This is a genomic window from uncultured Merdimonas sp. (genome assembly GCF_963929015.1).
Classification (GTDB): domain Bacteria; phylum Bacillota; class Clostridia; order Lachnospirales; family Lachnospiraceae; genus Merdimonas.
This window is the reverse complement of record NZ_CAWVHE010000013.1, coordinates 448,840-469,145: the sequence shown is the minus strand read 5'-3', so window position 1 is coordinate 469,145 and position 20,306 is coordinate 448,840. Positions and strand designations below refer to the sequence as shown.

Genomic DNA, 20,306 nt, shown 5'->3' with positions numbered 1-20,306 from the left:
TTTGTGAGTTTACAAGTCAGTTTATTCGCACAGGAGGAATGGATATGGTAAAAGCGGTAGTAGGCGCTAACTGGGGAGATGAAGGAAAGGGCAAGATCACGGATATGCTGGCCAAGAAGGCGGATATTATCATCCGTTTTCAGGGCGGTGCAAATGCCGGACATACGATTGTCAATGATTATGGGAAATTTGCCCTGCATACACTGCCGTCCGGTGTGTTCTACGGACATACCACAAACATCATCGGAAATGGCGTCGCTCTGGACATCCCGGTGCTATTTAATGAGATCAAGTCCATTGTGGACAGAGGCGTGCCGGCGCCGAAGATCCTGGTGTCAGACCGGGCACAGATCGTGATGTCATATCACAAAAAATTTGACGCATACGAGGAGGAGCGACTGGGAGGAAAATCCTTTGGCTCTACAAAGTCAGGGATCGCCCCGTTTTATTCTGACAAGTATGCAAAGATCGGCTTTCAGGTCAGCGAACTGTTTGACGATGACCTGTTAAAGGAAAAAGTAGTAAGAGTGGCAGAACAGAAAAATGTCCTGCTGGAGCATCTTTACCACAAACCAGTCATTTCGCCGGAGGATTTATATAAAGAGCTGAAAGAGTACAAAGAGATGGTAGAGCCTTATGTCTGTGATACAGCCCTTTACCTTCACAAGGCGCTGAAGGAGGGCAAGGAGATCCTGCTGGAAGGCCAGCTTGGCACCTTGAAGGATCCGGATCACGGCATCTATCCGATGGTTACCTCGTCTTCCACGCTGGCGGCATACGGCGCGATCGGCGCAGGGCTTCCGCCCTACGAGATCCAGAAGGTCATTACCGTATGCAAAGCATATTCCAGCGCAGTCGGCGCAGGAGCCTTTGTCAGCGAGATCTTTGGCGAGGAGGCAGATGAGCTGAGACGCCGGGGCGGAGACGGCGGAGAGTTCGGCGCTACTACCGGACGTCCCAGAAGAATGGGCTGGTTCGACTGCGTGGCCTCCAGGTACGGGTGCAGGATGCAGGGAACTACTGACGTGGCATTTACTGTACTGGACGTGCTTGGTTACTTAGACGAGATCCCGGTATGTGTGGGATATGAGATTGACGGCGAGGTGACAACGGACTTCCCCGCCACCCACCTTCTGGAAAAGGCAAAACCGGTACTGAAAAAGCTGCCGGGCTGGAAATGTGACATCCGCGGTATCCGAAACTATGAGGAACTTCCGGAGAACTGCAGAAACTATATTGAGTTTGTGGAAAAAGAGATTGGGTATCCTATCACTATGGTTTCCAACGGACCGGGAAGAGAAGATATTATTTACCGTTAAGAAAAAAGGCAGGTGCGAAAAAGCGCCTGCCTTTTCTACATGGATTCTTAAGGAAAATCTTAGAAAAATTTTTGGATATTGACATCAGATGGTCACAGATCCTGCATAGAATAAAGAGTGCGCCAATATAATAGTAATGTTGGTGCAAAGGGGGAACAGAGTATAAATAAAAAGAAAAGGAGGGATCTGTATGTACAGCAGAAATCAGGAACGGACAAAAGAGGATGTTCTGTCTATTGAAGAGTATCTGGATAAAAGAAAGGACCGGAAGGGAAAACATCATCCGGACATGCCGGAAGATGTGATCCCTTTTGAGATCTACATTTCCTCATCCTTATCCTGGTCATGAGACAGGAGACGGTAAATCAGCAGATAGCCGTAGAGAAGTACAGGGATCAGGATCGTACAGGCAACAGAGGCGCGGAGAAGATCCCGGGCGGCCGGGTGGTCGATCAGAGCAAAGACCAGCGTGCACAGATACAGAAGGATCAGGAGGACGGCGCCGGCCAGCGCAAGAATACGTTTTGTTTTTTTCATGGGAATCATCCTTTACATCTGAATTAGACTTTAGTATATTATATAGAGTACAGAACAAAAATGCAATCAATACAAAGGAGTATCAGAATATGAGTCGTACATTATTACAACAGTGGAGAGATATCGCTTATGACGAAAGCGCAGACAAGGGAAAGCTGCAGAGATTCTGGGGCACATATTTCCAGATTGAAAAGGAAATTTATGAACAGCTGCTCTCCAATCCGGAAGAAGAAGTAAAGGGAACCGTAAAAGAACTGGCAGAAAAATACGGGCAGGAAGTTCTTACCATGGTGGGATTCCTGGACGGCATTAATGAAAGCCTGAAGGTGGAAAATCCCATTGAAACGATGGAGGAGGACACGGTAGTCAGCCTTGCTTTTGATAAAGAGAAGCTTTATAAGAACATGGTGGACGCCCGGGCAGAATGGCTCTATGAACTGCCCCAGTGGGAGGCGATCTTTACAGAAGAAGAAAGAAAACGGCTCTACAAGGAGCAGAGGGAATCAAGAACCGTCCGCAAGGGGAAAAAGATCGGACGAAATGATCCCTGCCCCTGCGGATCCGGCAAAAAGTACAAACAATGCTGTGGCAGATAATATACCTGTTTCTGGGGGCAGTCTGCCTGATCTATTATGGGGTGATCTGTGTCTGCCTGCGTAAATGGGATTCTACATTTTCCAGATTCTGGCCGGCGGCAGGCGGATTGTTTTTTCTGTGTGCGGCGCTTCTAAGATATACGGATCTGGACAATATCATCGTTGGTTTGTCCGGCGCTGCGGCCCTGCTGTTTTTCTTCACCGAAGGAAAGATCCTGGCAGGAATGAAAGGAAGAGAGGACCGGCACTGCCGGTATCTGATCGTTCTGGGAGCCCATGTGGAAGGAAAAACGGTAACAGACTCCTTAAAAAGAAGACTGGACGTGGCCTGCCGGTATCTGGAAGAGCACCCGCAGACTCTGGCTGTCCTGTCCGGAGGCCGGGGCAAAGGCGAAGACATTACCGAGGCAGAAGCCATGGCCGGATATTTATGTTCCTGCGGGATCAGCAAAGAGCGCCTGCGCCTGGAGGACCGGTCGACGACAACGGAAGAGAACCTTAGGTTCTCACGGAAATGGATCGGGAGCGGTGCGGAACCTGTGGGGATCGTATCCAATAATTTTCACCTGTACCGCGCTTTGGCGCTGGCAGGAAGACTGGGCTATGAAGATGTGATGCCTCTGGCGGCCGGATGCCGCCCGGAGCTGCTGCCCAATTATCTTGTACGGGAATTTTTTGCCGTGTGGAAGAGCTGGATCCGGCAGATCAGGGTGCGGAATTAACGCAGGTTTTCCAAAACTTTTGTTGACAAAGAAAAAACCGGTGTTATAATGAGAACATATACGAGAAAGCGTTGAAGAGAAGAGTAGGAAGAGGTATGTGATAACAGAGAAAGGAGCCTGCGGCTGAAAGCTCCCGGTCACAGAATCTTTGCGAAGACCACCTCGGAGCGGCTGCAAACCAGCACGGTGATTCCGTTATCATCAGTAAATGAAGTGGTTCCGGCTATTTTGCCGGTTCAATCAGGGTGGAACCGCGAGATGACTCGTCCCTTGCAGCTGTTGGCTGTGAGGGACTTTTTGTATGGCGGCAGACCAGAGGCCGCGTGGCAAAAATCAGAAAGAAGGAGTCAAAAATGTCTGAACAGGAAGGGTACCGGCACAAGGTACAGTATTATGAGACCGATCAGATGGGCATTGTGCATCATTCCAACTACATCCGCTGGTTTGAAGAAGCCAGGATCGACTATATGGAACGTCTGGGCATGAGTTATGCCAGGATGGAAGAGGAAGGGATCTTAAGCCCGGTACTGTCGGTGTCTGCGGAATACCTTAGGATGATCCATTTTGGAGATGTAGCACAGATCCGCTGCCGGATCAGAGAGTATAACGGGATCAAGCTGACTCTAAGTTATGAGGTGGTTTCTGAGAAGACCGGCATGATCCATTGCAAAGGAAGCAGCGGACACTGTTTCTTAAGCAGGGAAGGAAAGCCCCTGTCTCTGAAACGTTCCGCGCCAGAGTTCCATGAACGGTTCCAGAAGGGATTAAATGAGTCAGAGACCGGCGGCAGGGAAGAAGAAAAAAACATTTTTTAAAAGATAGAAGGAAAGGATGAGAAAGCGTATGAAAATCACATTGAAAGACGGATCCGTCAAAGAGTATGCAGGAGCAATGTCTGTACTGGACATTGCAAAAGACATCAGCGAAGGACTGGCAAGAGTGGCCACATCGGCCAAAGTAAACGGGGAGATGGCAGATCTTCGTACCATGATCACAGAGGACTGCCAGCTGGAGCTTCTGACTTTTGACAGCGAGGAAGGAAAGGGCGCGTTTTGGCACACCTCTTCCCATATCATGGCACAGGCGGTTAAGCGCCTCTATCCGGAGACGAAACTTGCCATCGGTCCGTCGATCGATCACGGATTTTATTACGATCTGGACCGGGAGACTCCCTTTACCACAGAGGATCTGGAAAAGATCGAGGCAGAGATGAAAAAGATCGTAAAAGAAGCGCTGCCCATTGAGCGGTTTACCAAGACCAGAGAAGAGGCCATCGCATATTTTACGGAGAAGGATGAGCCTTATAAAGTAGAACTGGTAGAAGACCTTCCAGAAGGGGAAGAGATCAGTTTCTATCAGCAGGGAGAGTTTGTAGACCTGTGTGCAGGCCCGCATCTGATGTCTACAAAAAATGTAAAGGCATTTAAGCTGACCAGCCTGGCAGGCGCCTACTGGAGAGGCAGCGAGAAAAACAAAATGCTGACCCGTATCTACGGCATTTCCTATCCGAAGAAATCCGAACTGGATGAATATCTCCACATGATGGAAGAGGCTAAAAAGCGGGATCACAGAAAGCTTGGAAGAGAGCTTGGCATCTTTATGATGTGCGACGAAGGCCCGGGATTCCCGTTCTTCCTTCCCAAGGGAATGGTGCTGAAAAATACGCTTCTGGATTACTGGAGAGACCTGCATAAAAAGAACGGTTATGTAGAGATCTCAACTCCTCTGATCTTAAGCCGTCACCTGTGGGAGAATTCCGGCCACTGGGATCACTACAAAGATAACATGTATACCACACAGATCGACGGGGATGATTATGCGGTCAAACCCATGAACTGTCCCGGAGGCATGCTGGTTTACAAGTCTGAACCCCGTTCTTACAAGGATCTGCCGCTGCGGGCAGGCGAGCTTGGGATCGTCCACAGACATGAGAAGTCCGGCGCGCTCCACGGTCTGTTCCGTGTACGGTGCTTCACACAGGACGACGCTCATATCTTCATGATGCCGGAGCAGATCCGGGATGAGATCAAAGGCGTGGCCAGACTGATCGACGAGATCTACAGCCTGTTCGGATTCAAATACCATGTGGAATTGTCCACCCGTCCGGAGGACAGCATGGGAAGCGATGAAGACTGGGAGATCGCAACCGAAGGACTGAAAGGCGCTCTGGACGACCTGGGGCTGGATTATGTGATCAACGAAGGCGACGGCGCTTTCTACGGACCGAAGATCGACTTCCATCTGGAAGATTCCATCGGACGTACCTGGCAGTGCGGAACCATTCAGCTGGATATGCAGATGCCCCAGCGCTTTGATCTGGAGTACACAGGCGCGGACGGAGAAAAACACCGTCCAATCATGATCCACAGAGTGGCCTTTGGATCCATCGAGCGTTTCATCGGTATCCTGATCGAACATTTCGCAGGCGCATTCCCCACCTGGCTTGCACCGGTACAGGTAAAAGTCCTGCCGATCTCTGATAAATATATGGACTACGGCAAAGACGTCCTGGCAAAACTGGAGGCAGCAGGTATCCGGGCAGAGATCGATACCCGCGCGGAAAAGATCGGATACAAGATCCGTGAGGCACAGATGAATAAGATCCCGTATATGCTGGTGGTCGGCGCCAAAGAAGAAGAGGCCGGGGCAGTATCTGTAAGAAGCCGTTTCGCCGGGGACGAAGGCCAGAAGAATCTGGATGCATTTATCGAGAACATCCGCAAAGAGATCGACTCCAAGGAGCAGAGAGCGGTAGAGATCTCCGAAGAATAATATTTTTTAAAAATATATGAGAACCCGGATGTTTGAAAGATAGAAAAACGGGCATAATAACCTTCGATCATAGTTCCAAAAAGAACAGGAGGGATATTATGCCGGAACTGAAATGTACCGTGCAGACTTGTACGCACAACCAGAATAACTACTGCTGCCTGGACAGGATCGTGGTGGGCGGAAATACCGCAAAGCAGGCGGAAGACACCTGCTGCGACAGCTTTGAGAAGAGAAAAGGCCAGTCCATGAGCAACTCGGCCAAAGAAGCATCCGCTTACAGCAGCATCGACTGCAAGGCAAAAGACTGCATGTACAACAAAGAATGTGAATGCCAGGCGGGCAAGATCAGCGTAGAGGGCGGAGACGCCTGCCGCTGCCAGGAGACAGCCTGCGCCACATTCCAGAAATCCATCTAAAGGTCAAATGGGGACAAATGGGGACGGGGGATTTTCAGAAATCCCCCGTCCCCATTTGATATTGACGGAATTTTCCCAAGAGGGTATAATTGATGTATTGTACATACATGCCGCGCGTTTTTGATCGAAAGGCGCGGTATCATAGTTTTGTTTTGTAAAAGGAGAGACAGCCATGCCTATCAGAGTGCAGAACGACCTCCCTGTAAGGGAAATACTGGAAAAAGAAAATATATTTGTGATGGACGAGCACAGGGCCACGCACCAGGATATCCGTCCGATCAGCATCGGCCTTCTGAACCTTATGCCGTTAAAGGAAGATACAGAGCTTCAGATCTTAAGATCCCTGTCCAATACTCCTTTGCAGGTAGACGTTACGTTTGTCATGGTGTCTTCTCACGTATCGAAGAATACGCCGACCAGCCACCTGAATAAGTTTTACTACCGGTTCGAGGAGATCCGGGACCGGAAGTTTGACGGGTTTATCATTACCGGCGCGCCGGTGGAGCAGATCCCCTTTGAGGAAGTGGACTACTGGGAGGAACTAAAGGAGATTATGGAGTGGAGCAAGACCCATGTGACCAGCACCCTGCATCTGTGCTGGGGCGCCCAGGCCGGCATCTACTATCATTATGGCATCGACAAAGAGATGCTGCCCCAGAAGGTGTTCGGCGTGTTCCGGCACCGGGTGCTGAACCGGAAGATCCCGCTGGTGCGGGGCTTTGACGATGTATTTCTGGCGCCGCATTCCAGGCACACCCAGACGCCCATTGACAAAGTCCGCGCTGATGACAGGCTTACCATCCTAGCAGAGTCCGAGGAGGCAGGGCTGTTTCTTGCCATGGCGGAAAACGGGCGGAAGATCTTTGTGATGGGCCATCCGGAATATGACCGGATCACCCTGGATCAGGAGTATAAGAGAGACCTTTCCAAAGGCCTGGATATCCAGATGCCAAAGCATTATTATACGGATGACGATCCTTCCGTCAGACCTCTGCTTACCTGGAGGGCGGCGGCCAATAACCTGTACACCAACTGGCTGAATTATTATGTCTATCAGGTAACACCGTACGATCTGTACGGAACGCCGTTTTAAGAAAATAAGAAAAAATGGATGAAGAAATCTCTGCAGAAAAGAAATCTTTTTTGCAGGGATTTCTTCTTTTGTTCAGAATAGACAGATATTTGAAATAAGTATAGGGAATAACCCTTGCAGCTACTGCATAAATTGTATTAAAATTCAAATATCGTTGGTCAGAATGACGAATAATATGTCATTTTTATAACAAATGTTGCTATTTTCAATATATTCATGTAGAATGAAGCTAAGATTGAAGGCGGGAGAACTGCGGAAGGAGGTAAGGTTCTCTTGCGCGGATATAGTAACATTTCAACAAAACATGTACAGACAAAGGAAAAGAGAAAAGAAAAGGGGGCTTGAATTTATGTTTGATGCCATTAACAATGTTGTGACAACAGTCAACGGTGTAGTTTGGGGCTGGCCTATGATCATCCTGCTTCTTGGAACCCATATTTTTATGACGTTCCGGACAGGATTCATTCAGAGACACTCCATCGGAAAAGGTATTAAGCTTTCCGTAACCAAGGACCCGGAAGCAGAAGGTGAAGTATCCCAGTTCGGAGCGCTGACCACGGCTCTTGCCGCTACCATTGGTACCGGTAACATCATCGGTGTCGGTACGGCCATCGCCATGGGCGGCCCCGGAGCGGTTCTTTGGATCTGGCTTAGTGGTGTATTCGGAATCGCTACCAAATATTCAGAATCACTGATCGCTGTAAAATACAGAGTGAAGACAGAAGACGGACGTATGCAGGGCGGTGCTTTCTACGCACTGGAGCGCGGACTGAACATGAAGTGGCTCGGTATGCTGTTTGCGATCCTGGCAGGTCTTGCATCCTTCGGTATCGGATGTGCGACACAGGTAAATGCCATCGCAACTGTTGCAAACGAGAACTTTAATATTCCTCCGCTGGCAGTCGGTATCGTGATCGCTGCTCTTACCGCTTTCGTTATTTTCGGCGGAATTAAATCTATTGCAAACGTATGTGAGAAGCTGGTTCCTTTCATGGCCGTCTTCTACGTGCTGGGATGTCTTATCATCCTTGGCATGAACTATGACTTTATCATTCCTGCGATCGCAACAATCTGCAAGCTTGCATTCACACCTGGCGCGGCAGCCGGCGGTCTGGTTGGTACCGGTATCCTGATGGCGATGCGTTTTGGTATTGCAAGAGGTCTGTTCTCCAATGAATCTGGTATGGGTTCTGCTCCTATCGCGGCTGCAGCGGCTCAGACCAGAAACCCGGTTCGTCAGGCGCTGGTATCCTCTACCGGTACTTTCTGGGATACAGTAGTTGTTTGTCTGATGACTGGTCTTGTACTGGTAACGACCATTATGAAGAACCCGAACATCAATGCAGACGAAGTATCTGACGGCGGTGTCCTGACTTCTCTGGCATTCGGACAGATCCCGGTTCTTGGCCCGTTGATCCTGACTCTTGGTATCATCACTTTCGCTTACTCCACCATTCTCGGATGGGCATACTACGGTGAGCGCTGCGTGGAATACTTTGCAGGAAGATTTGGTAAAGGCGTCCTGATCGGATACCGCTGCCTGTACATCGCAGTTGCAGTGATCGCTCCGGTTGTAGCTCTTGACCTGGTATGGCTGATCGCCGATACCCTGAACGCCTTCATGGCCGTACCGAACCTGATAGCGGTTCTGCTGCTGTCCAATGAGATTGTTCGTGAAACCAAGAAATACATCAATAACCTGGATATGAAGGATGAGACTCCGGTTCCGGTTATTAAGAGTAAGAAATAACAGATAACAGAAACATTTAACAAACTTTGTCTTGACAAATGTACTTTGTTGAATTAAAGTAATACGTGTAAAAAGAAAAACCGATGAGAAAGAGTAGTAGCTGATCTGGAGAAGTCAAAGAGAGCGGCAGGCGGTGGGATTGCTGTATGGATCTGGTCAGTGAATGGACTTTCGAGGGCGGCCTGAAATCTTCGGAGAGTATGGTTTGTCGGGAACCGAACCCGTTATCAATCAGGAGTGTATGTTAGTACATGAGAAAAGTGGACGATTCGTCAATTTGAGTGGTACCGCGATGATATGATTATATTACCGCCTCAAACCTTATGTTTGAGGCGGTTTTTTATTTCATAACACGGTTATAACATGGCGGCGCCGTCCGGATCTATTTTCTCTCCTAACAATCCGGGATGCTGGCAAACGCATCTCGCATCAAAAAAAGAAAAGGAGACAAAATTATGAAGAAGAAATTAATGGCAGGACTTTTGGTAACAGCGATGACAGCAGTGATGGCAGCAGGATGCGGCTCCGGCTCTTCCGAAAGCGGCGGAGAAGACGGTTACACCATCGGGATCTCCCAGTTTGCAGAGCATGGTTCTCTGGATAACTGCAGGGAAGGTTTCCTGGCCGGCCTTGAGGCAGAAGGGATTGTGGAAGGAGAGAATCTGACGGTAGATTATCAGAACGCGGCTTCTGACATGGGAACCACAGGACAGATTTCCGACAGCTTCGTGTCTTCCGGTGTGGATCTGATCTGTGCCATCGCAACACCCAGTGCACAGAGCGCATACAACGCGGCCATGGATACAGATATTCCGGTGGTTTATACAGCAGTCACCGATACAGAGGCTGCGGAACTGACCGATGCGGACGGCATGCCGGTAGGGAATGTGACAGGAACTTCGGATAAACTGCCTATTGAGGAACAGTTGAAAATGATGCGGGAGATCCTTCCGGACGCCAAAACCCTGGGAATCATGTATACGACCAGCGAGGCCAATTCGGTATCTGCCATTGAAGAATACGAAGCTCTGGCAGGAGATTATGGATTTGAACTGGTGACCACCGGCATCTCCACTACAGCGGACGTGGCTCTGGCTGCAGACGATCTGTTAAGCAAGGTGGACTGTATCACTAACCTGACAGACAACACGGTGGTGGCTTCTCTTCCTACTATTCTGGAGAAGGCAAATGAGCAGAAGGTTCCGGTATTTGGAAGCGAGATCGAGCAGGTGAAGATCGGATGTCTGGCTGCAGAGGGGATCGACTATATCGCCCTTGGCGAGCAGACCGGCAAGATGGCGGCCCAGATCCTCAAAGGAGAAAAAGAGGCTTCCGAGATGGCCAGCGAAGTGATCACAGAACCCGGATTCTATGTGAATACCAAAGTGGCGGAAAATCTTGGCATTACCATTCCGGAAGCATTAATATCCTCTGCGGTAGAAAGCTTTGACGAGATCACCGCGGAGTAAACATTAGGAGGCATTTTCATGAACTTTTTTATTACCATACTGGAGCAGGGCCTGATCTACGGGATCCTTGCACTGGGAGTTTATATCACATACAAGATCCTGGATTTTCCGGATCTGACCGTAGACGGAAGTTTTCCTCTGGGAGCGGCGGTAACAGCCGCTCTCATCACCAGAGGCATGGATCCGTATCTGACCCTTCCGATCGCCTTTCTGGCAGGCGTCCTGGCAGGAATCTGCACGGGACTGATCCATGTAAAAGGAAAGGTAAGGGATCTGTTGTCCGGTATCATTATGATGACGGCTTTGTGGTCCATCAATCTTTATATTGCAGGAACTTCCAATGTACCGCTGTTCTCCCAGGAGACCATTTTTAAGAACGACCGGATCGAAGGACTGATCCCTAAGGCGCTTTCGCCTTATACCACATTGATCCTGATCTTCCTTCTTACCATTGTCTGCAAGGTGATCCTGGATCTGTACTTAAAGACGAAATCCGGTTATCTGTTAAGAGCGGTCGGAGACAATGCGGTACTGGTTACCTCCCTTGCAAAGGATCAGGGAAATGTGAAGATCTTAGGTCTGGCTATCGCAAACGGCCTGGTGTCCCTGGCCGGCTGTGTTTTTGCCCAGGAGGAGCGGGTGTTTGAGATCTCCAGCGGAACCGGAGCCATTGTCATCGGTCTGGCAAGTGTGATCATCGGCACCAGCCTGTTCCGCAAGGTAACGCTTTTGAAAGCGACCTCCACGGTACTGATCGGTTCTGTGATCTACAAGGCATGTGTGGCCATAGCGCTCCGAAGCTTTGAGCCCCAGGCCATGAAGCTGATCACAGCAGTGCTTTTCCTGATCATTTTGCTGATCAGTATGGAAAGAAAGAAGAAGGTGAAGGCAGATGCTTGAATTAAAAGGAATCAGTAAATATTATAATCCGGGAACCATCAATGAAATGTGCCTGTTTAAAGGATTTGACCTGACCATTGAAAAAGGAGAGTTCCTCTCCGTGGTGGGAAGCAATGGTTCCGGAAAAACCTCCATGCTGAACATTATCTGCGGGAGCATCCCGGCGGAGTCGGGACAGATCCTGATGGGAGGCAGGGATATTACAAAGGAAAAAGAATTTAAGAGAAACGCAAAGATCGGAAGAGTTTATCAGAATCCGGCCATGGGAACCTGCCCGTCCATGACGATCCTGGAAAATATGTCTCTGGCAGACAATAAGGGAAAGCTATACGGACTGGGAAGAGGCACCAATAAGGCCCGCATTGATTTTTACAGGGAGCAGCTCTCCTGGCTTGGCCTTGGCCTGGAGGATAAACTGGATGTGAAGGTGGGGGCGCTTTCCGGCGGGCAGCGTCAGGCTATGGCGCTTCTGATGTCCACTATGACGCCCATTGAATTCCTGATCCTGGATGAACACACGGCGGCGCTGGATCCCAAGACGGCGGATCTGATCATGGAACTGACAGACCGGATCGTGCGGGAAAAGAAGCTGACCACCATCATGGTGACACACAATTTAAGATACGCGGTAGAGTACGGCGACCGTCTGATCATGATGCACGAAGGAACGGTGATCCTGGATAAAAAGGGAGAGGAAAAGCAGGCGGTATCCGTAGAAGACGTGCTGACTCTCTTTAATGAGATCAGTATCGAGTGTGGAAACTAGAGAACAGGAGAATATGAAATGGCAAAAAGAATCGCACAGTTTGAGAAAGTAAGCTTCGGACAGTTCCTGGAAGGATATCAGGATTCGTTCGGCGCGGCGCCGGAAACAGAGATCCGGGAGATTTATGACAGGATCTGCCTGCCCAGGCGGGCAACCGCAGGATCCGCGGGATATGACTTCTATACTCCGGTATCCATAACGCTGGCGCCGGGGGAGACGGTGAAGATCCCTACCGGAATCCGTGTGAAAATGGACCTGGACTGGGTGCTGAAGTGCTATCCGAGAAGCGGACTGGGATTCAAGTACCGTCTGCAGCTGAATAATACCGTGGGCATTATTGACAGCGACTATTACGGTTCTGATAACGAAGGGCATATTTTTGCAAAGATCACTAACGACAGCAAAGAGGGGAAGACGGTGGAATTAGCCGCCGGAACCGGATTTATGCAGGGAATCTTTGTGGAGTATGGCATTACGGTCGACGACGATGCGGAAGGGATCCGAAACGGCGGATTCGGAAGCACCACAAAATAGATGAACCATTACAAGAAAAATACATAATTCCGGACAGATCCGGACATACTGTTTTATCAGAAGAGAATGGGCCGGCGAAAAGCCGCACAAAGCAGAAAGGCGGGGAACCACCATGGCAGATAAAAAGGAAAAGCAGCAGTCCCGGATGAGGAAGAAAGAAGAAGAGAGGGAAAAACTGAAACATACGAAGATCGGCGGGTCCAGGGAGGAGAATGCCGGCTATATGAATCAGATCCTGCCGGTGCAGGAAAGCTTTGACCTGGTAAAGAGAGATCTTCTGATCGGCGGCCGGATGGCAACCTTTTATTTTATAGACGGATTTACCAAGGATGAAGTCATGCTTAAGGTGATGGATTCCATGATGAAGATCAAGGAAGAAGAGATGCCTGCGGACATGCAGCAGTTTACCCGGATCGGGATCCCCTATGTGGAGGTGGAGGTGCTGGAAGATTTTGACGCAGTGATCCGCAACCTTTTATCCGGTGTTACCTGCCTGTTTATCGACGGGTATGAGGGCTGTGCTGCCATTGACTGCAGGACCTATCCGGCAAGAAGTGTGGACGAGCCGGCCAAGGATAAGTCTCTCCGGGGATCCAGGGACGGATTTGTGGAAACCATTGTATTCAATACGGCGCTGATGCGGCGAAGGATCCGGGATCCCCATCTGGTGATGGAGATGAAAGAAGTGGGGGACAGTTCCCGTACAGACGTTGCGGTGTGCTACATGAGCGACCGGGTGGACCGGGAACTGCTTCTCAATGTGAAGCGGCGGATCGAAGAGATCCGGGCGGACGATCTTCGGATGAATCAGCAGAGCCTTGCGGAATGCCTGTTCCGGCGCAAATGGTACAATCCATTTCCCAAATTCAAGTATACCGAGCGTCCGGACACGGCGGCTGCCTGCCTGCTGGAGGGAAAGATCGTGATCCTGGTGGACAATTCCCCGTCTGCCATGATCCTGCCTACTTCGATCTTTGATGTGATCGAGGAGGCCAATGACTATTATTTCCCGACCCTCACCAATCTCTATCTGAAGACGGCCAGAGGGCTGATCACTTTGCTGACCGTATTTCTGACACCGGTTTTTCTGCTCTTTGTACAGAATCCCCGGTGGATCCCGGAAGTATTTGATTTTGTGATGGTAAAGGGAGAAGTCAACATTCCCATTATCTTTCAGCTTCTGATGCTGGAGATTGCCATTGACGGACTAAGGCTTGCGGCCATGAGCACGCCTACGATGTTAAGTACGCCCTTAAGTGTGATCGCCGGCCTTGTGATGGGAGAGTTTTCCGTACAGTCCGGCTGGTTTAATTCTGAAGTGATGCTGTATATGGCATTTGTGGCTGTGGCCAATTATACGCAGCCCAATTTTGAACTGGGATATGCCCTGAAATTTATGCGTCTGGAACTTCTGATCCTGACAGCTCTTTTGAACTGGATCGGATTTGCGGCCGGTTTCGTGATCGTGGTGTTAAGTATTTGTTTCAATAAAACTCTGTCCGGGCGGAATTATCTGAATGTGAAATTGAATTGACAGAAAAAGGGTGGTATAATGGGTTAGAAATTGTTACTCAAGGAGGATTGGTCATGAGTGAATTTGTGATTACGGTAAACAGTACGGTAGACTTGCCAAAAGAATGGCTGGAGGAAAGACAGGTTCCGGTCATTGCTCTGAAATATACGATCGACGGAGAGACCTATGAAGATATGAATGGTCTGTCCTCCAAAGAATTTTTCCAGAAGCTTCGGGACGGGAAGATGGCCACCACTTCCCAGATCAACCCGGAGCAGGCAAAGGAGGCGCTGGAGCCTTTCCTGAAAGAAGGAAAGGACGTGCTTCACCTGGCATTCTCTTCCGGACTTAGCGGCACCTGCAACAGCATGATGATGGCGGCGGAAGAGTTAAAAGAAGAGTATCCGGACCGGAAGGTGATCGTCATCGACACCCTGTGCGCCTGCTTAGGAGAAGCGCTGCTTCTTTATTACGCGCTGAAGAGAAAGAGTGAAGGCATGTCCATAGAAGAAGTGGCCAAGTGGGTAGAGGAGAACAAATTACATATCTGCCACGACGTTACCGTGGACGACTTAAATCATCTGCACCGGGGAGGCCGGATCTCCAAAGCGACAGCTGTGGTCGGCACCATGGTAAAGATCAAGCCCATTATCTATATGGATAATGAAGGAAAGCTCCAGGTGATCGGAAAAGAAAGAGGAAGAAAGAAATCTCTTAACAAGATCGTGGATATGGCTGTGGAGCAGGCAAAGAACTGGAAGGAAAATGATATTGTCATGATCACCCACGGCGACTGCGTAGAGGACGCGGAATATGTGGCCGGACTGGTCCGTGAAAAGATGGGCATTGACAATATCCTGATCAACAATATCGGTACGGTGATCGGAAGCCACACCGGCCCCGGCGTAGTAGCCGTATTCTGCATGGGAGATCACAGATAATGAGAAAAGAACTGAAGATCGATCCCGCCATGAAGGAATTGTGGCCCGATACAAAAGTGGGATGTTTCTGGTACCGGGTGAACGTAGAACAGAAAAATGAAGCCCTTTGGAGCTATCTGAAAAAAGAGATTTACAAACAGGTAAAGGATGCTATCTTTGATTACGGGGTCAATGAGATCCCCAATATCAAAGAATCCAGAGCCGCTTACAAGGCATTCGGAAAGGACCCCAGCCGCTACCGGGTCTCCTCGGAAGCGCTGATCCGGAGGATCGGCCAGGGGAAAGGGCTGTATGAAGTGAACACGGTGGTGGACGCCAATAATCTGATCTCCATCCGGTCCGGTTTTTCTGTAGGCTCCTATGATGTGAGCCGCCTGGGAGAGCGGCTTGTCTTCCGGACCGGAAAGCCGGGAGAGACCTATAAAGGGATCGGCAAGGCGGAGGTTCATATCGAGAACCTGCCGGTGCTGGCCGATGCACTTGGCCCTGTGGGAAGTTCCACCAGCGATTCCGAACGGGCCATGATCACAGAAGAGACGAAGGAAGTCCTGACGCTGATCTATTGCTTTTCCGGAAAAGAAGAACTGGAAAAAGCCATGGAATATGGAGAAACATATCTGAAACAATATGCCGGCGCAGCCGACCTTACAAGCTGGATCGCGGAATAAATGTTCCCGGAGATGTCCTGTAAAAAAACAGGAAAAATCTCCGGGAATTTTTAGCCGAAAAAACGGTTGACAATTAAAATAAAGGACGTTAGTATAATATTGTTAGTTACCGAACTGTTATGAAAAATACAAAAAACAGAGGTGATACCGATATGGCAGATCATGCGGGAAAATGGATCAACCGCGTCTCTCATCAATTGAAAAGACAGATTTTCTGGGATGAAAAGCCCGAAGATCTCACGATTTTGCAGAAGAGTATTCTGCATTTTATTTTGTTTGAAACGATGCACCGGGATCTCTATCAGAAGGATCTGGAAAAAGAATTCAAGGTCCGAAGATCCACGGCTTCGGAAAACTTAAGGATGCTGGAAAGCAAAGGGTATGTGCGCCGGGAATGCGCCAGGCAGGACGCAAGGCTGAAGCGGATCATTCCCACCCGCAAGGCGGTCCTTCTAAGGGATGAGCTTCTTTCGGCCATTGAACGGACCGAGGGGCGGATCCGGGAAGGCGTGGAAGAAGAGGACCTGGAGGTCTTTTTCAAAGTTCTCAAGCATATCTCTTCAAACTTAAGTGCATGGGAAAAAGAAAATGTAAGAACAGAAAGGATGGAAGAAAAGAATGAATCGGAAGTTGCTTCAGTCAGTCAGGGAATATAAGAAGCAGGCCTTCCTGGCTCCGGTCCTGGTAATCCTGGAGGTGCTGCTGGAAGTGCTGATCCCTCTTCTGATGGCCAACATCATCGATGTGGGGATCATGAACGGGGATATGAACTATATCATCAAGGTGGGACTGATCCTGGTAGTGATGGCTATGGTATCCCTGTTTTTCGGCGCGAAAGCCGGACAGGTGGCAGCCGTGGCAGGTGCAGGATATGCCAAGAATTTAAGACACGATATCTTTTATAAGATCCAGGATTTTTCCTTTGGAAATATTGATCACTTTTCTACGTCCAGTCTGGTAACCAGACTGACCACAGACATCACCAACGTACAGATGGCCTTTATGTTTTCCATCCGTATGCTGGCAAGAGCGCCGATCATGGTGGTGCTGTCCTGGATCATGACCGCTACCATCAGCATGAAGATTGCCTGTCTGATGCTGGTGACCATCCCGATCCTGGGCGGGGCGCTGATCTTCATCGCCAAAAAGGCGCACCCGCATTTTATCCAGGTGTTTGACGAGTACGACGTCCTGAACAATACTGTCCAGGAAAATGTCAACGCGGCCAGGGTGGTAAAGGCTTATGTAAGGGAAGACCATGAGAATGAAAAATTCCACAAGATCTCCCAGAAGGTGTTCGACCTCTTTACCCGTGCAGAGATGATCGTGGCCTGGAACTCACCGGTCATGAACTTTGTCATGTACACGGTGGTGCTTCTGATCGTGCTGATCGGAGGCGAAGACATCGTCTTTGGCACCATGCAGACCGGCGAGCTGACCAGTATCATGGTATATGCCATGCAGATCCTGATGTCGCTGATGATGGTATCCTTTGTCTTTGTTATGATCATGATCGCGGAGGCGTCTTCTGACCGTATCCGGGAAGTCCTGGAAGAGGTGCCGGAGATGGAGGATGCGCCGGACGCGCTGACCGAAGTGGCAAATGGAGACATTGACTTTGAACATGTGGATTTCAGCTATGCGGGAGAAGACGGCAACCTGTCTCTCAAAGACGTCAGCCTTCATATTAAGAGCGGCCAGGTGGTGGGCGTCATCGGCGGTACCGGAAGCGCCAAATCCACGCTGGTACAGCTGATCCCAAGACTCTATGATGTAACCAGAGGATGTGTCAAGGTAGGCGGGCAGGACGTCCGCAAGTACAATCTGGAAAAACTTCGTGACCAGGTGTCCATGGTACTGCAGAAAAACGTCCTCTTTACCGGAAGCATTTACGAAAACATCCGCTGGGGAGATGAAAACGCCAGCAACGAAGAAGTGCAGAGAGTCTGTAAGCTTGCCCAGGCAGACGGGTTTATCAATGAATTTCCATTAAAATACAACACCATGATCGTGGAAGGCGGAAACAACGTATCCGGCGGACAAAAGCAGAGACTCTGTATCGCGAGAGCCCTGCTGAAAAAGCCGAAGATCCTGATCCTGGATGACTCCACCAGCGCGGTGGACACAAGGACAGACGCGCTGATCCGCAAGGCTTTCCGGGAAGAGATCCCGGATACCACCAAGATCATCATTGCCCAGAGAATTTCCTCTGTGGAAGATGCAGATATGATCATTGTGATGGAAAACGGACAGATCAACGGCGTGGGAACTTCCGAGGAACTTCTGAAGACCAACGCCATCTACCGTGAAGTATATGAATCTCAGATGAAAGGAGGAGAGGACCATGAGTAAGCAGGGACCAGGCGGCAAGCCAAAGGTTACCAAAAGTACGGTAAAAACGGCAAAACGGCTTCTGGGTTATGTGACCAGTACCTATAAGATCCAGTTTGTCCTGGTGCTGATCTGCATCCTGGTCAGCTCCCTTGCCAGCATATCGGTTTCCCTTTCCTTAAAGTATCTGTTGGATGACTTTATCATCCCGCTGATCGGACAGAAAGAGCCGAACTTTGCAGAACTTTACCGTGCGATCACCGTTCTTGCCATCATTTTTGGCTGCGGTGTGATCGCTACATTTTCCTATACCAGGCTGATGGTTGTTATCGGCCAGGGCGTACTCAAACGAGTCCGCGACGAGATGTTTGAACACATGCAGACCCTGCCGATCCGTTACTTCGACCAGAACACCAACGGTTCCATCATGAGTCTGTATACCAACGATACCGATACCCTGCGTCAGATGATCAACCAGTCGATCCCGCAGGTTCTGATGTCCGGCCTGATGATCATCGTTACCTTTATTGCCATGATCGTCTTAAGCCCGATCCTGACCCTGCTTGCGGTAGTAGTGATCTTTCTGATGATCATCGTGGCAAGGGTGATCGGCGGAAACAGTGGAAAATACTTTATCCGCCAGCAGCTGGATCTGGCCAATATCACCGGTTTCGTGGAAGAACGGATGAACGGACAAAGAGTGGTTAAAGTATTTAACCATGAGAAGAAATCCGAGCAGGAATTTGACGCATTAAATGAGAAGCTGTTTGAGAGCGCGGCCAATGCCCATACCTTTGCAAGTATCATGGGTCCTGTCATCGGAAATATCGGCAATCTGCAGTTTGTACTGACTGCGGTGCTGGGTGGTTTCCTCTCTGTCATGGGGATCGGAAATATTACCCTGGGTGTTATGGCTTCCTATCTGCAGTTTACCAAGAGCTTTACCCAGCCGTTCATGCAGGTGGCACAGCAGTTCAACTCCATTATCATGGCGCTGGCAGGCGCGGAGCGTATCTTTAACCTGCTGGATGAGGAGCCGGAGACAGATGAAGGCTATGTAACGCTGGTCAACGCAAGAAAAGATGAGAACGGTGAGATCGTAGAGTGCAAGGAGCGTACTGGTATGTGGGCATGGAAGCATCCCCACCAGGCGGACGGGACCATCACCTATACCGAACTGAAGGGAGACGTGCGGTTCTTTGATATGTCCTTTGGCTATGAACCGGATCACATGGTACTCCATGACCTGACACTGTACGCGAAGCCGGGACAGAAGCTGGCCTTTGTCGGTTCTACCGGAGCAGGAAAGACAACCATTACCAACCTGATCAACCGGTTCTATGACGTGCAGGACGGAAAGATCCGTTACGACGGCATCAATATCAACAAGATTAAGAAAGCGGACCTCAGGCATTCCCTTGGCATTGTGCTGCAGGATACCCATCTCTTTACCGGAACCATCAAGGAAAATATCCGGTACGGCAAGCTGGACGCCACAGACGAGGAAATCTACAACGCAGCAAAACTGGCCCATGCGGATCAGTTTATCCGGATGCTGCCCCAGGGCTATGACACTATGCTGACCGGAGACGGAGAGGAACTCTCCCAGGGACAAAGACAGCTGCTGGCCATCGCAAGAGCTGCCATCGCAGATCCGCCGGTACTGATCCTGGATGAGGCGACCTCCAGTATCGATACCCGTACCGAGAGCATCGTGCAGCAGGGTATGGATAACCTGATGAAGGGACGGACGGTATTTGTGATCGCGCACAGACTTTCGACCATCCGCAACAGTAACGCGATCATGGTGCTGGAGCACGGACGGATCATCGAACGAGGCGATCACGAAGATCTGATCAAACAGAAAGGGACTTATTACCAGCTCTATACCGGAAAACTGGAGCTGTCATAAAGAGACTTACAGGTTGCAAAGGCCTGCGGCGAATCGGCTTGCCGCAGGCCTTTGTCTATTTGTTGTA

Annotated in this window: 20 protein-coding genes; 19 read left to right on the top strand and 1 reads right to left on the bottom strand. The window is 49.7% G+C overall.

Translation table 11 applies throughout. The annotated features are described in order from the left end of the window. Positions 1–44: 44 nt before the first annotated feature. Positions 45–1,319, top strand: a complete 1,275-nt coding sequence (locus ABGT54_RS09325) for an adenylosuccinate synthase (protein WP_346663840.1) — start codon at positions 45–47, stop codon at positions 1,317–1,319. Positions 1,320–1,509: 190 nt separating this feature from the next. Further along, positions 1,510–1,668, top strand: coding sequence for a hypothetical protein (locus ABGT54_RS09320; protein ID WP_346663839.1), 159 nt, complete (start codon positions 1,510–1,512; stop codon positions 1,666–1,668). On the opposite strand, the gene ABGT54_RS09315 is transcribed toward ABGT54_RS09320, so the two are convergent. Next, positions 1,638–1,856, bottom strand: coding sequence for a hypothetical protein (locus tag ABGT54_RS09315; protein ID WP_346663838.1), 219 nt, complete (start codon positions 1,854–1,856; stop codon positions 1,638–1,640). The genes ABGT54_RS09320 and ABGT54_RS09315 overlap by 31 nt on opposite strands. Before the next feature lie 89 nt (positions 1,857–1,945). On the opposite strand from ABGT54_RS09315, the gene ABGT54_RS09310 reads away from it, so the two are divergent. The 17 genes from ABGT54_RS09310 to ABGT54_RS09230 all read left to right on the top strand — a co-directional run bounded on the left by ABGT54_RS09310 (position 1,946) and on the right by ABGT54_RS09230 (position 20,239). After that, the gene (locus ABGT54_RS09310; protein WP_346663837.1) at positions 1,946–2,452 is read left to right on the top strand and encodes an SEC-C metal-binding domain-containing protein; all 507 of its coding nucleotides are present in this window, start codon (positions 1,946–1,948) and stop codon (positions 2,450–2,452) included. Further along, the gene (locus tag ABGT54_RS09305; RefSeq protein ID WP_346663836.1) at positions 2,437–3,174 is read left to right on the top strand and encodes a YdcF family protein; all 738 of its coding nucleotides are present in this window, start codon (positions 2,437–2,439) and stop codon (positions 3,172–3,174) included. Before ABGT54_RS09310 ends, ABGT54_RS09305 begins: the two co-directional genes overlap by 16 nt. A gap of 353 nt (positions 3,175–3,527) precedes the next feature. Continuing rightward, positions 3,528–3,989 (top strand): thioesterase family protein, encoded by a 462-nt coding sequence (locus tag ABGT54_RS09300; protein WP_346663835.1) that lies wholly within the window; start codon positions 3,528–3,530, stop codon positions 3,987–3,989. A 28-nt stretch (positions 3,990–4,017) separates the two neighbouring features. Then, positions 4,018–5,946 carry a threonine--tRNA ligase gene (gene thrS, locus ABGT54_RS09295; RefSeq protein WP_346663834.1) on the top strand — a complete coding sequence of 643 codons (1,929 nt, stop codon included), beginning with the start codon at positions 4,018–4,020 and terminating at the stop codon, positions 5,944–5,946. Positions 5,947–6,044: 98 nt separating this feature from the next. Further along, a complete protein-coding gene (locus tag ABGT54_RS09290; RefSeq protein WP_204909068.1) occupies positions 6,045–6,362 on the top strand; it encodes a DUF1540 domain-containing protein in 318 nt (105 codons plus the stop codon). A gap of 172 nt (positions 6,363–6,534) precedes the next feature. Beyond that, the gene (gene metA, locus ABGT54_RS09285) at positions 6,535–7,455 is read left to right on the top strand and encodes a homoserine O-succinyltransferase (RefSeq protein WP_346663833.1); all 921 of its coding nucleotides are present in this window, start codon (positions 6,535–6,537) and stop codon (positions 7,453–7,455) included. A 349-nt stretch (positions 7,456–7,804) separates the two neighbouring features. Continuing rightward, on the top strand, positions 7,805–9,205 hold the full coding sequence (locus tag ABGT54_RS09280) for a sodium:alanine symporter family protein (RefSeq protein ID WP_346663832.1): 1,401 nt from the start codon (positions 7,805–7,807) through the stop codon (positions 9,203–9,205). A 455-nt stretch (positions 9,206–9,660) separates the two neighbouring features. After that, entirely contained in the window at positions 9,661–10,674 is a 1,014-nt protein-coding gene (locus ABGT54_RS09275) for an ABC transporter substrate-binding protein (protein WP_346663831.1), read from the top strand. An 18-nt stretch (positions 10,675–10,692) separates the two neighbouring features. Next, complete coding sequence (locus ABGT54_RS09270) at positions 10,693–11,574, top strand: ABC transporter permease (protein ID WP_346663830.1); 882 nt, start codon at positions 10,693–10,695, stop codon at positions 11,572–11,574. Further along, entirely contained in the window at positions 11,567–12,340 is a 774-nt protein-coding gene (locus ABGT54_RS09265) for an ATP-binding cassette domain-containing protein (RefSeq protein ID WP_346663829.1), read from the top strand. The genes ABGT54_RS09270 and ABGT54_RS09265 overlap by 8 nt, the downstream gene beginning before the upstream one ends. Positions 12,341–12,358: 18 nt before the next feature. Then, a complete protein-coding gene (locus tag ABGT54_RS09260) occupies positions 12,359–12,874 on the top strand; it encodes a deoxyuridine 5'-triphosphate nucleotidohydrolase (protein WP_346663828.1) in 516 nt (171 codons plus the stop codon). 145 nt (positions 12,875–13,019) lie between these two features. Further along, positions 13,020–14,408 carry a spore germination protein gene (locus ABGT54_RS09255; protein WP_346663967.1) on the top strand — a complete coding sequence of 463 codons (1,389 nt, stop codon included), beginning with the start codon at positions 13,020–13,022 and terminating at the stop codon, positions 14,406–14,408. A 53-nt stretch (positions 14,409–14,461) separates the two neighbouring features. Further along, positions 14,462–15,328 (top strand): DegV family protein, encoded by an 867-nt coding sequence (locus ABGT54_RS09250; RefSeq protein ID WP_204930993.1) that lies wholly within the window; start codon positions 14,462–14,464, stop codon positions 15,326–15,328. Beyond that, complete coding sequence (locus tag ABGT54_RS09245; protein ID WP_346663827.1) at positions 15,328–15,996, top strand: phenylalanine--tRNA ligase beta subunit-related protein; 669 nt, start codon at positions 15,328–15,330, stop codon at positions 15,994–15,996. Before ABGT54_RS09250 ends, ABGT54_RS09245 begins: the two co-directional genes overlap by 1 nt. A gap of 152 nt (positions 15,997–16,148) precedes the next feature. After that, the gene (locus ABGT54_RS09240) at positions 16,149–16,652 is read left to right on the top strand and encodes a MarR family transcriptional regulator (RefSeq protein ID WP_204909059.1); all 504 of its coding nucleotides are present in this window, start codon (positions 16,149–16,151) and stop codon (positions 16,650–16,652) included. Then, complete coding sequence (locus tag ABGT54_RS09235) at positions 16,615–18,348, top strand: ABC transporter ATP-binding protein (protein ID WP_346663826.1); 1,734 nt, start codon at positions 16,615–16,617, stop codon at positions 18,346–18,348. The genes ABGT54_RS09240 and ABGT54_RS09235 overlap by 38 nt, the downstream gene beginning before the upstream one ends. Further along, the gene (locus ABGT54_RS09230) at positions 18,341–20,239 is read left to right on the top strand and encodes an ABC transporter ATP-binding protein (protein WP_346663825.1); all 1,899 of its coding nucleotides are present in this window, start codon (positions 18,341–18,343) and stop codon (positions 20,237–20,239) included. The genes ABGT54_RS09235 and ABGT54_RS09230 overlap by 8 nt, the downstream gene beginning before the upstream one ends. Positions 20,240–20,306 lie beyond the last annotated feature (67 nt).